This is a genomic window from Myxococcus sp. CA033 (assembly GCF_013336625.1).
Lineage (GTDB): Bacteria > Myxococcota > Myxococcia > Myxococcales > Myxococcaceae > Myxococcus > Myxococcus llanfairpwllgwyngyllgogerychwyrndrobwllllantysiliogogogochensis.
Window position 1 is genome coordinate 1 of record NZ_JABUMU010000028.1, and the last position, 13,901, is coordinate 13,901.

General features: G+C 68.6%; 12 protein-coding genes and 1 pseudogene. 12 read left to right on the plus strand and 1 reads right to left on the minus strand.

Features of this window, described 5'->3' with window-relative positions; genetic code table 11:
• Positions 1-1,566 (minus strand): annotated as a pseudogene (locus tag HUA78_RS39155) (RCC1 repeat-containing protein); the annotation flags it as partial.
• Between the two features lie 426 nt (positions 1,567-1,992).
• Between HUA78_RS39155 and HUA78_RS39160 the strand changes: the two are divergent.
• The 12 genes from HUA78_RS39160 to HUA78_RS39215 are packed head-to-tail and all read left to right on the plus strand — an operon-like array spanning position 1,993 to position 13,894.
• Entirely contained in the window at positions 1,993-2,559 is a 567-nt protein-coding gene (locus HUA78_RS39160) for a DUF4255 domain-containing protein (RefSeq protein ID WP_174464897.1), read from the plus strand.
• Positions 2,556-3,452: a hypothetical protein gene (locus HUA78_RS39165; protein WP_174478535.1), complete on the plus strand. Its 897-nt coding sequence runs from the start codon at positions 2,556-2,558 to the stop codon at positions 3,450-3,452. The genes HUA78_RS39160 and HUA78_RS39165 overlap by 4 nt, the downstream gene beginning before the upstream one ends.
• 10 nt (positions 3,453-3,462) lie before the next feature.
• The gene (locus HUA78_RS46945) at positions 3,463-5,427 is read left to right on the plus strand and encodes a phage tail sheath subtilisin-like domain-containing protein (RefSeq protein WP_174478536.1); all 1,965 of its coding nucleotides are present in this window, start codon (positions 3,463-3,465) and stop codon (positions 5,425-5,427) included.
• 18 nt (positions 5,428-5,445) lie between these two features.
• Positions 5,446-5,901 carry a phage tail protein gene (locus HUA78_RS39175; protein WP_141643598.1) on the plus strand — a complete coding sequence of 152 codons (456 nt, stop codon included), beginning with the start codon at positions 5,446-5,448 and terminating at the stop codon, positions 5,899-5,901.
• 1 nt (position 5,902) lies between these two features.
• Positions 5,903-8,692 carry a phage tail sheath family protein gene (locus tag HUA78_RS39180; protein ID WP_174478537.1) on the plus strand — a complete coding sequence of 930 codons (2,790 nt, stop codon included), beginning with the start codon at positions 5,903-5,905 and terminating at the stop codon, positions 8,690-8,692.
• A 3-nt stretch (positions 8,693-8,695) separates the two neighbouring features.
• Entirely contained in the window at positions 8,696-9,175 is a 480-nt protein-coding gene (locus tag HUA78_RS39185) for a phage tail protein (protein ID WP_141643596.1), read from the plus strand.
• Positions 9,176-9,178: 3 nt separating this feature from the next.
• Positions 9,179-9,919: a peptidoglycan-binding protein gene (locus HUA78_RS39190; RefSeq protein WP_174455682.1), complete on the plus strand. Its 741-nt coding sequence runs from the start codon at positions 9,179-9,181 to the stop codon at positions 9,917-9,919.
• Between the two features lie 12 nt (positions 9,920-9,931).
• The gene (locus HUA78_RS39195) at positions 9,932-10,111 is read left to right on the plus strand and encodes a hypothetical protein (protein WP_174455683.1); all 180 of its coding nucleotides are present in this window, start codon (positions 9,932-9,934) and stop codon (positions 10,109-10,111) included.
• 13 nt (positions 10,112-10,124) lie between these two features.
• A complete protein-coding gene (locus tag HUA78_RS39200; RefSeq protein WP_141643593.1) occupies positions 10,125-11,210 on the plus strand; it encodes a phage late control D family protein in 1,086 nt (361 codons plus the stop codon).
• Positions 11,207-11,926 (plus strand): phage baseplate assembly protein V, encoded by a 720-nt coding sequence (locus HUA78_RS39205; RefSeq protein ID WP_141643592.1) that lies wholly within the window; start codon positions 11,207-11,209, stop codon positions 11,924-11,926. Before HUA78_RS39200 ends, HUA78_RS39205 begins: the two co-directional genes overlap by 4 nt.
• Complete coding sequence (locus HUA78_RS39210; protein ID WP_174478538.1) at positions 11,926-13,497, plus strand: hypothetical protein; 1,572 nt, start codon at positions 11,926-11,928, stop codon at positions 13,495-13,497. The genes HUA78_RS39205 and HUA78_RS39210 overlap by 1 nt, the downstream gene beginning before the upstream one ends.
• Positions 13,498-13,501: 4 nt before the next feature.
• A complete protein-coding gene (locus tag HUA78_RS39215; RefSeq protein ID WP_141643590.1) occupies positions 13,502-13,894 on the plus strand; it encodes a GPW/gp25 family protein in 393 nt (130 codons plus the stop codon).
• The last annotated feature ends 7 nt before the right edge of the window (positions 13,895-13,901 follow it).

Consider the following 13,901-nt stretch of genomic DNA (forward strand, 5'->3'; position numbering starts at 1 on the left):
CGGCGGAGGCAGCAGCGGCGCCACACGCTGCCAGAAGGCGTCGGGAACGAGTTCGCGGACCATGCACTCAAGCTGGGGATGCCCTTCGTCGGTGGCCACCCCAGCCCTGACTTTTGTTAGGTCCTCTAATTGGGCGCCCGCGTTGTCGCCCCAGGCCCAAACGGTACCATCCTCTTTCACCGCAAGCGAATGATAGGAGCCTGCAGCGAGCGCCACCACGTCGTCCAGACCTGCCACGGGGATTGGTATCAACGAACGGATTCGCGTCCCATTCCCCAATTGGCCGAAGGAATTCGACCCCCATGCCCAGACAGTTCCGTCCACGTCCAGCGCCAATGAATGAGACCCACCTGCCGCAATCATTCTCCTCTCCACCAACTCCTTTGTTTTCGTTGGCAGGCTTCTGGGCGTATCAGTACCATCCCCAAGTTGGCCCTCCACATTCTGGCCCCACGCCCAGATCTCACCATTGGCCTTCATGGCTACGGAGTGCAGCCCGCTTCCTGCAGCGATCGCTTGAACACCAACCAACGAAGCCACTGGGACCGGTACAGACCGCTGCGTCGTAGTCCCGTCCCCCAATTGGCCCCTCAGGTTGGAGCCCCATGTCCACACCGAACCATCTGCTTTCAGCGCCATCGAGTGCATCTCAGCTCCTACGACTCCGTCGACCTCCATCAAGCCCACGACCTTTTCAGGAGTAGTGCGTGAGGTCGTCGTGCCATTACCTAGTTGGCCACTTGAGTTGTTACCCCACGCCCACACAGAACCATCTGAACTCCGAGCCAACGAGTGATTGCTGCCGCCTGAGACCCCTGTGACCTCGCGCAGCATCGGGACAGGCAGCGGGAGCGCACTCGACTCCGCAGTGCCGTTTCCCAATTGGCCGCTGGTATTGCTACCCCATGCCCATACCGTGCCATCCGACTTCAATGCCAGCGAGTGCGCATTTCCTGCTGCAACCGCGACCACTCCCGACAACCCCGCTACCTGCACAGGAGACAGGCGCGTGATGGTGGTACCATCTCCAAGCCGACCTGCCCCATTGCTTCCCCAGGCCCACACCGTACCGTCCGACTTCAATGCCAATGAGTGTGAGAAGCCTGCAGCAAGTCTCACAACCTCCGTCAACTCAGGTACCTGTATCGGGACAATGCGCGTCGTGGTTGTACCATCCCCAAGCTGCCCAAGCTCATTACGGCCCCAAGCCCAAACCGTGCCATCTGCCTTCAGCGCCAGCGAGTGCAGATCGCCGGCGCTGACCGTATTGATTCGATTTACAACCCAAGCCCGCACCGGAAATCGTTGAGCCTGCTGTGTGCCATTCCCAAGCTGTCCATGGGTATTGTCCCCCCAGGCCGACACCGTCCCGTCAGGACGTACGAAGAGCGTATGGCGCCTCCCGGCGGCGACGCGCCCCCGAAGGCTCGCCGTCTCGAACGATTCGTTTGTGCCCAGTTCCCCGCTTGAGGGAGTTCTCTCCTCTCGGCACCCCGCGCCGAGCAGAACAACGCACGCTATCGTGACTACAATCTCTGCAATCTTTGCTGAGGACTTCAGGTTCATCGTGAGAGGCCCCTCTGACAAGCCAAGCTACGACTCAGAGTATGAGCGCATGCCCCAGACGGACCAAGCCAGCGGATGAGCATCGAGGTCTTGCCTTCATGAGGCCTGCACGACTTCAACACCCAATCAGCAGTCAGCCGTGAGCGGCCCGGAACCGGTGGACCTTTTCGTCCACCCCTGACTCCGCAACGATTCCGCGAGGTTCCGCGCCACCCGCTGGAGCAATTCATCCGCCCTGGCCCGGCGCGTGCGCTCACCCCGTCACTCAAGTGCCTGGGATCACTCACGCGCGCACGCTTCGCCACGTGGGCACGCGCGTTGCTGTCCAGCCGCTGACCTTCCCACCGCACCATGGGGGTGTGGGTGGGGGGCGGATGTCAGCGCTGGGGGCACAGCTCGGTGGCGACGTACGCAGCGATACCAGCGGTGGGACAAGCCCTTCTGGCCCTGCTCGAGCAGGCCTGTCCGAAGCCTGAGTTCGAGGGCGCGAAGTTCCGCCTCTATCAGGCCTCCGACTTCAAGGCCCCCATGGACGAGGGCATCTCCCTCTTCCTCTTCCGCGTCACCCCCAGCACCACGCGTCGCAACCTTCCCGGTCGACTCGACTCGCAGGGACGCCGCACCCGTCGGCCCCTCCCCGTCGACCTCTACTACCTGCTCACGCCCTGGGCGAAGTCCGCCGCCAAGCAACACCGGCTCCTCGGCTGGGCCATGCGCCAGCTCGAGGACACCCCCACCCTCACCGCCAGCTTCCTCAATCACTACGGCACTCCCGAGACAGACACCTTCCTCCCGGATGAAACAGTCACCGTCGTCTACGAGCCGCTCTCCATCCAGGACATGCTCAACGTCTGGGAGCCCGGCAAGCCGAACATCCAGGTCTCAGCCTCGTACATCGCGCGCATGGTCGGCATCGAATCCGCCATCGCCGACGAGGAAGCCGGCCCCGTCCAGACGCGCGTGATGTCGCCCGGAAAGGTGACCGAGCGATGAGGCCCGCCATCCACGTCCTCGAGCACGTGTCGCGCGTGGCCCCGCTCGGCATCCGCTTCCGCGACGAGGCCACGGGTGCATCGGTCGGCGAAGGACTGCGCGTCAGCGCGTTCCCCGAAGGACAGCCCGCGTTGCGCCGCGAATCCGTGGTCAACCGCTCGGGCCTCCACCTGCTGATGAACCTCCCCGGCTTGCGAGACTTGGAGTTCGGAGGCGAGCACGCCGGCGACGACGCGTGGTGGGCCGCCCTGCCCTCGCGCCGTCCCTACACCATCGAAGTGCATGACACCTTGAACCGCTTCGTGTCGTGCGCCTTCCGCGCGGCGCTTCCACATCGGGGCCTCTTCTCCCTCGACTGCGTCACCTCACCCCCCTCGCCGCTGTCGCCACCGTCTCCCTCCGTGCCGCTCTTCTCCGCGCCCACGCGGCAGAGCGCCGTGCCCATGGCCGTCGTGCGCGCGGAGCTGTGGGACACGAAGGCGAAAGCCCCCGCCGCATGGGCGCTGGTGGAAGTCACGCCCACGGGGGGCATCACCGCGCTCGGCATGACGGATGAGCGCGGACGGCTCGCGCTGTTCTTCCCGTACCCGGCTCCCGTGGACTTCGCTCCCGGCTCGCCCGTGGACGCGTCCAGCCTGCCTCCGGGGCCTCCGCTCTTGGAGCAGACCTGGCCGCTCCAGCTTCGCGTCCGTCACGACTACCGCGCACCCGGGACGGCGCTGCCGGACGTGTGCACCACGCTGTCCCAACCCCCGGCGGGGGTGTGGGCGGATACGGGCAGCCCCCAGGCGCTGCTCGAGCCAACGCTGCGCTACGGCCAGGAGCTCGTCCTGCGCACCCAGGACGCGCCTGCCTCCCGGCTGTGGATCACCCCCACGGGTTCACCTCCCTAGGAAATGACCGATGCCTGAATATCTCGCTCCCGGTGTATTCGTCGAAGAGACCAGCTTCCGCTCGAAGTCCATCGAGGGCGTGAGCACCACCACCACCGGCTTCATCGGCCCCACCCGCTACGGGCCCGTGGAGCTGGAGCCCGAGCTCATCACCAGCGTGGTGGAGTTCGAGCGCATCCACGGCAACCGCCGACAGCTCGCCTTCACCGACGACGTCACGCTGCACAACTACACGTGGCACGCGGCGCGCGCCTTCTTCGAGGAGGGCGGCAAGCGGCTCTACATCAGCCGCGCCTTCCGCCGTCCGGACGACGCGCTCTACACGGGCCTGGACACCACCATCGACCTTGGCACCGGCACCGCCGTCTCCAACGAGTACAACGACGGCCACGCCCGCGCGCTCCTGGATGCGAGCGCGAACCCCAAGACGGACACGCTGTCGCTGACGGCGCGCTTCCCGGGCTCGGCCGGAAACCTGCGCGTGCGCTTCTCCCTGCGCGTGGGCCAGAACGTCCTCTCGTTCGAGGACGGCACGCCCCGCGTGGGCGCGCTCCTGGCGCGCGACGTCGTGCTCATCCGCGACATCCAGTCCCCCATCTCCAGCCCCGTGGGCACCGGCGAGTTCTACCTGGCCACGTGGGATGAGGACGTGCAGGACTGGAAGTTCACCGGCGGCGCCGGCAGCCCCCTCTTCCTCTCGTCGCTTCAAGAAAACGCGGGCTTCGAGATTCGCGTCGTCACCGTCGCCGTGACGGTCATCCCCATGGATGACCCGGCCTCCGCGCAGACGTGGGACGGGCTGGCCCTGGACCCCGGGCACACGCGCAGCGGCGCGGCGGACTCGCTGTCCGCGCGCTTCGCCTACGACGCGGACGAGCCGGCGAAGAACCGCGACGTCCCCATCATCATCTCCACGCAGAACCTGGATGACGGCGTGGAGGTGCTCGGCGCCTTCCTGGATGCGAGCCTCGCCAGCCCCATCATGAGCCCGCCGCTGGACTCCGCGCTGGAGGACCCGGACTCGCCCGAGTCGCAGCGCTCGCTGGAGGTGCTGCTCAAGGGCGGCAGCGACGGCATGCGCCCCACCGCCGACGACTACAAGGGCCAGCAGGTCCCCAACACGACGCGCAAGACGGGCCTGTTCCACTTCGAGGACCTGGAGGACATCTCCATCGTCGCCGCGCCGGGCTCCACGTTCGGTTACGAGAACGGCTACGGCGCCAACGCCGCCACCATCATCAACCTGCTCATCTCCCACGCGCAGCGGATGAAGTACCGCATCGCCGTGCTGGACAGCGGCAACGGGCAGACGCTCGGACAGGTGCGGGCGCTGCGCGCGAAAATCGACACCAGCTACGCGGCGCTCTACTACCCGTGGGTGAAGGTGCTGGACCCCGTCACGCGCCAGCCCATCTTCCTGCCGCCCAGCGGCTTCGTGGCGGGCATCTACGCGCGCAACGACGTCAACCGCGCCGTCTACAAGGCCCCCGCCAACGAGGTGGTGAACCTGGCGCTCGGCTTCGAGACGAACCTGAGCAAGGCGCAGCAGGAGGTGCTCAATCCGGAGGGCATCAACGCGTTCCGCTACTTCGAGGGGCGCGGCAACCGGCTGTGGGGCGCGCGCACGACGGCGTCGGACCCCGAGTGGAAGTACGTCAACCTGCGGCGCTACTTCGCCTACCTGGAGCGCTCCATCGACAAGGGGACCCAGTGGGCGGTGTTCGAGCCGAACGGCGAGCAGCTCTGGGCCAACGTGCGGCGCACCATTGAAGACTTCATGCTCAATGAGTGGCAGCAGGGCGCGCTGCTCGGAGAGAAGCCGGAGAAGGCGTACTTCGTGAAGTGCGACCGCAGCACCATGAGCCAGAACGACCTGGATAACGGTCGGCTGGTCTGCCTCATCGGCGTGGCGCCGCTGCGCCCGGCCGAGTTCGTCATCTTCCGCATCGGTCAGTGGACCGGCGACCGGAAGTAATCCCTCTGGAGACCACCCATGGCTGTCTTTCGTGATCGCCCCTATGTGCAGTTCAACTTCCTGGTCGACCTGGGCGCCGGCAACGGCACCGAAGGGCCGGACGCGGGTTTCCAGGAGATCTCCAACGTGGGCATGGAGGTCACCGTCGCGGAGTACCGCAACGGCAACGAGAAGGAGAACAGCGTCCGGAAAATCACCGGCCTGAACAAGGCGACGGACGTCACCATGAAGCGCGGGGTGATTGGCTCGCTCAGCCTCTACAAGTGGTTGGACCAACTGCGCAACGGCGAGTCCAACGCGCTGCGCACCGTCACCATCCAGCTCCAGAACGAGGACCACACCGCGGTGGTGCAGACGTGGAAGCTGCTGCGCGCGCGCATCATCAAGCACGTCAGCGGCCCCTTCAACGCGAAGGGGACGGACGTGGCCATCGAGGAGCTCACCATCGCGTACGAGCGCCTGGAGATGGAGTGACGTGAGCCGCCCCGCCGCCAGACGCCTCCCCGGCTTGCGCTTCGAAATCCAGGCACCGTCCGTCGTGGACGTGTTGCCCCGGATGGACGTGGGCGCGTTCGTGGGCTTCGCCTCCTCCGGTCCCCTGCACGTGCCGGTGGCGGTGGAGGACGTGGCGGACTTCGAGGCGGTGTTCGGCGAGGCCCCGCTGCTCGCATGGGACGCCGAGCGCGGAGAGCCCGTGCAGGGGCACCTGGCCTCGGCGGTGCGCGCCTTCTTCCGCAACGGGGGACGCCGCTGCTGGGTCGTCCGCGTGGCGGGGCCCGACGCGAAGTCCAACACCTTCCCTGTCCCCGGGCTGCTGCGTTGCTCGGAAGGTGGAGCGGTGTCCACGGCCGTGGCCCGGGCGCGCTCGGAAGGGAGCTGGTCGGACCCGGTGCGCGTGGCGGCATCCATCCATCGCGAGCTGGTGGACCTGGTGGACTGGAGCACCACGGGGAGCGGCGACGCGACGCTCGTCGTGACGGCCTCGGGTGGAGTGGCCGTGGGAGATCTGCTGCGCGTGGGCTTCGATGGCACCGCTTGCGCGCTGCTCGTGCCCGTGGAGTCGGTGGAAGCCGTGGGCCAGGAGGCGGCGCCGTCCTACTCGGGGCCCACGCCTCGACGCGTGACGGTGCGCGTGCGCACGAAGAAGGCCCGGTGGCTCGAATCGAGCGTGGCGCCAACGTCGCTGCCCACCGCGTCGTGGACCCGAGGCGAAGGGGAGGTCGCCACGCTCGGGGTGACGGCGATGACGGACCCGGGCCCGGGCGATGCGCCCCGTGTGCTCACCCTCACGTTGAGCGTGACTCCGGAGGGCGCGCCGCCTCCGGGTGCGGTGCTGCGGTTGATGGAGGCGTCGCTGGGCGAGCACTGGCTCCTGGTGGAGTCCGTCATGCTGGGACAGGTGGGCGCGGGAGCGGTGCAGGTCTCCGGCGTCGCCTCTCGCGTGCTGACGTCCACGCCCGGTGCCGTGAGCTCGGCGCCAGCCTGGTGCGAGCGATTGACGCTGGGCCTGTGGACCCGCCGGAGCGCGGAGCAGCCCGCGCAGCTCGAGCGGCTCGGCTTGTGCCCGAGCCATCCGCGCCACTGGGCCGCGCTGCCCACGGACACCGAGCGGGCTCGCTTCGAGGACGCGGAGACGCTTCCCTCGCGGCTTCCCGAAGAGCGGCTGCCGAGCGACTGGCGCCAGGGCATCCCCAGCAGCCGCTTCCCCCTTGCCGGCCCGGGAGCGCGGGGTGAGGCGTTCTCCATTCCCCTCGGACTGTCGGACTCGCCCACCGCCTACGTGGGCTGCACGCCACCCGCCGGGGACTCGCTGACGCGTGACGGACTTGCGTCCTTCGACGCGGACCTCTTCCTGGATGCGGACCTGAAGTCGGTGAGCATCGAGGCACTGCCGGCCCAGGCGGACTTCCTGCGCTACCAGAGCAGCCGCCCGCGCTCGCTCAAGGGCCTCCACGCCGTCATGGACCGACTGGACGCGACGTTGGTGGCCGCGCCGGACGCCATCCATCGCGCCTGGGTACTCACGGGCAGGCCCTCCGTCCCGCCGCCCGCGCCAAACGAGCCGCTGCCCGAGCCCGACTGGGGGACGTTCCTCGATTGCGCGCACGAGCCGCCGCCCGCGCCCGCGCCACTGGTCGCCTCACCACCGGAGCCCACCTCAAGTCAGCCTTTCACGCTGACCTGGGCCACGCTGCCCGGAACGGGAATCGAGTATGTGCTGGAGGAGGCGCTGCGCCCGGACTTCAGCGATGCGGCCGTGCTGTACCGGGGGCCGCTCACCACGCGCACGCTGTACGGGCGCACGCCGGGCACTCGCTACCATCGCGTCCGCGCGGAACGGGCGGGAATCACCGGACCCTGGACTCCGGGCGTGGCCGTCAGCGTGTCGCCTCCCGCGCGGTGGCAGCTGCTGCCGGCTTCGTCCTACGACGTGGGGCCGCTGCTCGCGGTGCAGCGCGCGCTGGTGCGCATGGCGCGGGCTCGCGGAGACCTGCTGGCCGTGCTGTCGCTGCCCGAGCACTACCGCGAGGAGGACGCGCTCGCGCACGCGGGGACGCTCCAGTCGCCACTCGGCGCGGAAGAGGACGGCGTGCCTCCGATTGGCTTCGCGGAGGACGCGGCGCTGTCGCACGGCGCGCTCTATCACCCGTGGACCTTCGTCTCCGAGGAGAACAAACCCGCGGAGCCCCGGCGCATGCCTCCGGACGGCAACGCGTGCGGCGTGCTCGCCCGGCGCGCGCTGGAGCGAGGCGCCTGGGTGGCTCCCGCGAACGAGCCCTGGACGGGGGTGGTGGCGCTGAGTCCGGCGTTGGGCCGCGACTGGTGGCTGGACCTCCAGGAAGCGCAGGTCAACGTCGTGCGCCAGGAGCCGCGCGCCTTCCTCACGCTGTCCGCGGACACGCTGGCCACGGACCCGGAGCTGCGGCCCATCCACGTCCGTCGGCTGCTGTCCCTGCTGCGACGCGCGGCGCTACGCCTGGGCGCGACCTACGTCTTCGAGCCCAACGACGCCAGCTTCCGCCGCCGGGTGCAGCGCGGCTTCGAGTCACTGCTCGGAGACCTCTTCGTCCGGGGCGCCTTCGCCGGCAAGACGCGCGAAGGCGCCTTCCAGGTGGTGACGGGCTCCGAGCTGAACACCCCCAGCCTCGTCGAGCAGGGGCGCTTCTACGTGGACCTGCGCGTGGCCCCGTCCCAACCCCTCACCTTCCTCAACGTGCGGCTCGTCCAGAGCGGCGACCGCGGGCTCGTCACGGAGGCGCGCTAGGCCATGGCCACGACCGAGGACGAGACGGTCATCGACCCCTTCATCGCCTTCGCCTTCGCGGTGGAGATCGACATCCCAGACCTCGCGCCCACCGCGTGCTTCGCCGCGTTCTCCGAATGCGACGGCCTGGAGATGACGATGGACGTGAAGACCATCCGCGAGGGCGGCAACAACGGCCGGCAGATTCGCCTCACCGGCGCGCACAGCTTCGGCCAGCTCACGCTCAAGCGCGGCATGAGCGCCAACGAGGACCTGTGGCGGTGGTTCGAAATCATGAGGACGCGTCCCCGCCTGCGCGCGAGCGCGGAGGTGGTGATGTTCGGTCCCGGGCTCGAACGGAAGGAGCGCGCGCGCTTCGTCCTGTCGCGCTGCCTGCCCGTGAAGCTCAAGGCCCCTCCGCTCAACGCGAAGGACGGCATGGTGGCCATCGAGGAGCTTCAAATCGCCTACGAGTCCCTCACCCGCAAAGCCGGAGGCGCCTGAGCCATGTCCGACGACGCCACGCCGCTCGCGAAGGCGAAGCTGCTCCAGCTCGACTCCAACTTCGAGCACCCGATTGACGAGCAGACCACGTCCACCGTGGTGCAGTTCAACCCGGAGACGCTGAAGGTCGCCTACGCCAACCAGGTGCAGCAGCCCTCTGGAGGCGGAGACCAGCGCGGCACACCCGCGCAGCAGTTCGTCGGCGCGGGCACCACCAAGCTGAGCGTGCAGTTGTGGTTCGACGTCACGGGCCAGCCGGAGGGCGCCTCGGACGCGGTGGAGGACGTGCGCAAGCTCACCGCGAAGGTGGCCTTCTTTATCACTCCGAAGAAGGAGGGCGACAAGTTCGTCCCGCCCGCCGTGCGCTTCCTGTGGGGCAGCTTCCAGTTCGACGGAATCATGGAGTCGATGGAGGAGTCGCTGGAGCTGTTCTCCGCCGAGGGCCTGCCCCTGCGCGCCAGCGTCAGCTTCAGCCTGTCGCAGCAGAAGATCACCGCCTTCGTCTTCGCGCCCACGCAGCCTCCCGCGGGAGCCAGTCCGAACCCCAGCGGCAAGGGCGCGGGAGAGGCGCCCATGAAGTCCGCGCCGGAGGGCTCGACGGTGCAGGGGCTCGCGTCGAACGAGGGCAAGGGCGCGAGCTGGCAGGGCATCGCCTCCGCGAACGGAATCGAGAACCCGAGGCGACTGGCCCCGGGGCAGCTCATCGACTTGCAGGCGGGCATCAACATCGGAGTCAGGCGGTAGCGGGGGGCGTGCATGGCCGTGGTCATCAACGAGATGGAAGTGGTGAGCGCGCCGCCAGCGGCGTCCACGCCGTCAGGGGGCGGGTCCGGGGGCTCGGCCGAAGGTGGCGCGTCAGCGGTGCAGAAGGCGCACGAGCAGGAGCGCGCCCAGGTCCTCCACCGCGAACGGCACGCACGCGTGCGCGCGCACTGAGTCGGAGAGCGCCATGGCCGACGGAACAAGCAATGACTCCAAGCTGCGCGCCTCCCGCCCCACGCTGCGGGTGGACGGTCGCGAGCACCCCACGCTCGCCAGTGGGCTGCTGGAGCTGTGCATCGTCGAGACGGCGCAAGGGCTGTACCGGTGCGAGGCGACGTTCGGCAACTGGGGTCCGAAGGATGGCGAGACGGGGTTTCTCTACTTCGACCGCTCGGTGCTCGACTTCGGCAAGCCGTTCGAGGTGCGGCTGGGCACCCAGGATGTCCTCTTCGAGGGGCGCATCACCGGCCTGGAGGCCGGCTTCCCGGAGAGCGCCTCCCCCACCCTCACGGTGCTGGCCGAGGACCGCCTCCAGGACCTGCGGATGACGCGGCGGACGGCGACGTACGAGAACGCGACGGACGAGGACGTCCTGCGCCAGCTCGCGGGCAAACATGGCCTGACGGCCGAGGTGGAGGTCCCAGGGCCCAAGCACCCCGTGCTGGCCCAGGTGAACCAGAGCGACCTCGCCTTCCTGCGCGAGCGCTGCCGTGCGCTGGGCGCGGAGCTATGGGTGGAGGGCCGCACGCTGAAGGCGAAGGCGCGCGCAAGCCGCTCCAGTGGCCAGCCCCTGAAGCTGGGACGTGGCAACGAGCTGATGTCCTTCACGGTGCTGGCGGACCTGGCGGGTCAGCGCTCCTCGGTGACGGTGGGCGGGTGGAACGTGGCGGAGAAGGACGCGATTGCGTGTGAGGCCGGCCCTTCGGTGCTGGGCGCGGAGCTGGAGAAGGACGAGAGCGGGGCGAGCCTGCTGGCCTCGAAGCTGGCCGAGCGCAAGGAAGCCGTGGTGCACGCGGCACCCATGAGTGTCCCGGAGGCGCAGGCGCGCGCGGACGCGCACTTCCGACAACAGGCGCGGCGCTTCGTGGTGGGACGTGGCACGGCGCAGACAGACGCGAAGCTGCGCGTGGGGGCGCGCGTGGAGCTGACGGGCCTGGGGCCGCTGTTCAGCGGCAAGTACCACCTGGCCGAGGTGAAGCACCTGTTCGACGGCGCGCGCGGCCTTCGCACGGAGCTCGTGGCGGAGCGCGTGGGACTGGGGAAGGCGTCATGAGCGCGGACGCGGCGTGGGAACAGGTGTTGGACGAGCGCGTCGCGGACGGCCTGGGTGGCCGCTTCTACGGCCTGTATCCAGCGCGAGTCACGGACCTCAAGGACCCGGACAGCCAGGGTCGGGTGAAGGTGCTGCTGCCATGGGCCGCCGACGCGGCGGGCGGCGGACGCTATGAGGCGTGGGCACGGCTGGCCACGCTGATGGGCGGCAAGAATCGCGGCTCCTGGTTCGTGCCGGACGTGGATGACGAGGTGCTCGTCGGCTTCGAGGCGGGCGACGCTCGGCGGCCCTATGTCGTCGGCGCGCTGTGGAACGGCAAGGACACGCCGCCGGAGTCCATGGATGGCGCGGGCCGCAACGCGAAGAAGGTGCTGCGCTCGCGCAACGGCATCGTCATCACGCTCGATGACACGGACGGACAGGAGACGCTCACGCTGGAGACGCCCGCCGGTCAGACGGTGACGCTCAAGGACGGGCCCGGCTCCATCGAGGCGAAGGACAGCAACGGCAACTCGCTGAAGATGGAGCCCAGCGGCATCACCGTGAATGCCGCGGCCAAGGTCACCATCAACGCGAGCACGGCGGAGATTTCGGCCGGGATGCTCACCGTCAACGCGGGCATGTCCAAGTTCAGCGGCGTGGTGCAGGCGGACACGGTCATCACCAACAGCGTGGTCAGCGCCTCGTATACGCCGGGCGCGGGGAACGTGTGGTGATGGCGACAACCCTTCCCCATCCGGTGCAGTGGGTGACGGCCTCGCCGTTGTGGGGCCCCGCGCCCGACAAGCTGGCGCGACTCCAGGCGCCCGGCATCCTCCAGTTCGACTCGGATCGCTTCATGGAGGAGCTGGCGGAGCGACTCCAGGCGCCCACGCGGCCGGACCTGACGGACCTGCTGGTGACGCGCTTCAAGAGCTACCGCGAGCGCATGCCCGGCGAGCCTCCGGACGACGAGGTCAATACGCCGCCCAAGCTGTACCAGCCGGCGCACGGGCGCTTCTATCTGGTGGCCACGAGCCTCGTGTGTCGACTGCCGGGCCTGCCGGACCACGTCGTGGACACCGCGAGCGGAGAGAAGGCCGCGTTCGTCCTGCGTCGCTCCCTGGGCGGCGGCAAGGAAGGCGCGTGGGTGCCAGCTTCGCCCGGCAGTCCCGCCGACAAGCGGCGCATCTGGAAGGAGCTGAGCACGGCGGAGACAGGCGCGCTGGCGAAGGGCGAGGAACTCTTGCCCCTCTTCCCGATGAACTTCGCCTCCGAGGGGAAACGGCGACGGATGCTCGTGGGGCTGGTGCCCACCTCCAGTCGCGACACCTTCGAGTCCGCGGCGGCCTTCCAGGACGACGACCCGAGCACGGGGTTGGACCCGGACAAGATGCTGGCGGACGAGGCCGAGGGGCAAGTGGTCGCGCCGTTCGAGCAGCTCCTCGCGTACACGAAGGCGACGAGCGAGGCGGTCGCCGTCCAGAAGGAAGTAACGCGCTTCCTGCTCGTGGACTTCGCCACCTTCCTGGAGGAGCGCCTCCCCGCGCTGTGGACGCTCCTGGACAAGGCGTCACCAGGACCCACGCCCGCGGCGGGTTCTCCCCTGCGCACGCTGTTCCTGTTGCTGACAGGCAGCCACCGCGTGGAAGGCAGCTCCGGGGACACGTGGCAGCAGGCGCTGCGCAAGGCGATGCAGCAGCGCACGGCCATCCTCAACGGCGGCACGGGCGGGCTCGACTACAACCTGCGGCTCTGCACCGAGGTGACGGTGGCGGCGCTGCGCTCGGCGTTGGGCGCGGCGGTGGTGGCGGGGGTGTACTCGCTGCCCTCGGAGCCGGAGCCGGTGTCCAAGCTGGAGGAGCCGGGCAAGGCGCTCTACGTGCTGAGGTGCGTGTATTTGAAGCCGGCGTGCGGCGCGCTGTGCCCGCCCATCGTCAGCGCGCCATCGAAGGGTTTCACCCTGGCGCCGTTCTTTGATTCGGACGCACCCGCGCGACCGGTGCGCATCGAGCTGCCGTTGGACACCAGCATCCGGGGGCTGCGCAAGTTCAAGAAGAACGTCGGCTTCACGCTGTCGAAGGGGCTGCGCAAGCAGATGTCTCGGGTGGCGGGGTTGGAGAAGACGATGAAGGGGGAACTCGACGACGGGCTGAGCTTCGACCTGGGAGAGCTGTGCATGTTCTCCATTCCCATCATCACGCTCTGCGCGTTCATCGTCCTGATGATCTTCTTCAGCCTGCTCAACATCATCTTCTGGTGGATGCCCTTCCTGAAAATCTGTCTGCCCAAGCCCAGGGTGGGGTGAGTCCATGGACGCCGGAAAACTCATTGGACGCGGACTCGGCTTCCCCCCTCGCGTGGGCCCGGATGGGCGCATGCAGTGGTCCGAGGGTGAGCGCAACGTGCGTGAAGCCATTCAAATCATCCTCGCCACCGAGCAGCGCGAGCGGCTGATGCTGCCGGAGTTCGGCGCGGGGCTCGGGCGCTTCCTGTTCGAGCCGAACACCGTCACCACACGGCATCAAATCGCCGATCGCATCAACCGGGCCCTGGCGCAGTGGGAGCCCCGCATCGCGGTGGAGTCGGTCAGCGTGGACGCGGACCCACAGGACGCTCGGGCCGCCACGGCGACCATCACCTACAAGCTCGTGGCCACCGGCGCACGAGAGCGGCTCAACCTGAGCGTCACGCTCGCGGGGTAACGACATC

Bases quoted from the DNA above. Each gene is read 5' to 3' on its own strand.
- HUA78_RS39185 (WP_141643596.1), top strand. From the start codon at position 8,696: ATGGCCACGACCGAGGACGAGACGGTCATCGACCCCTTCATCGCCTTC.
- HUA78_RS39210 (WP_174478538.1), top strand. From the start codon at position 11,926: ATGGCGACAACCCTTCCCCATCCGGTGCAGTGGGTGACGGCCTCGCCG.
- HUA78_RS39195 (WP_174455683.1), top strand. From the start codon at position 9,932: ATGGCCGTGGTCATCAACGAGATGGAAGTGGTGAGCGCGCCGCCAGCG.
- HUA78_RS39165 (WP_174478535.1), top strand. From the start codon at position 2,556: ATGAGGCCCGCCATCCACGTCCTCGAGCACGTGTCGCGCGTGGCCCCG.
- HUA78_RS39200 (WP_141643593.1), top strand. From the start codon at position 10,125: ATGGCCGACGGAACAAGCAATGACTCCAAGCTGCGCGCCTCCCGCCCC.
- HUA78_RS39190 (WP_174455682.1), top strand. From the start codon at position 9,179: ATGTCCGACGACGCCACGCCGCTCGCGAAGGCGAAGCTGCTCCAGCTC.
- HUA78_RS39215 (WP_141643590.1), top strand. From the start codon at position 13,502: ATGGACGCCGGAAAACTCATTGGACGCGGACTCGGCTTCCCCCCTCGC.
- HUA78_RS39175 (WP_141643598.1), top strand. From the start codon at position 5,446: ATGGCTGTCTTTCGTGATCGCCCCTATGTGCAGTTCAACTTCCTGGTC.
- HUA78_RS39205 (WP_141643592.1), top strand. From the start codon at position 11,207: ATGAGCGCGGACGCGGCGTGGGAACAGGTGTTGGACGAGCGCGTCGCG.
- HUA78_RS46945 (WP_174478536.1), top strand. From the start codon at position 3,463: ATGCCTGAATATCTCGCTCCCGGTGTATTCGTCGAAGAGACCAGCTTC.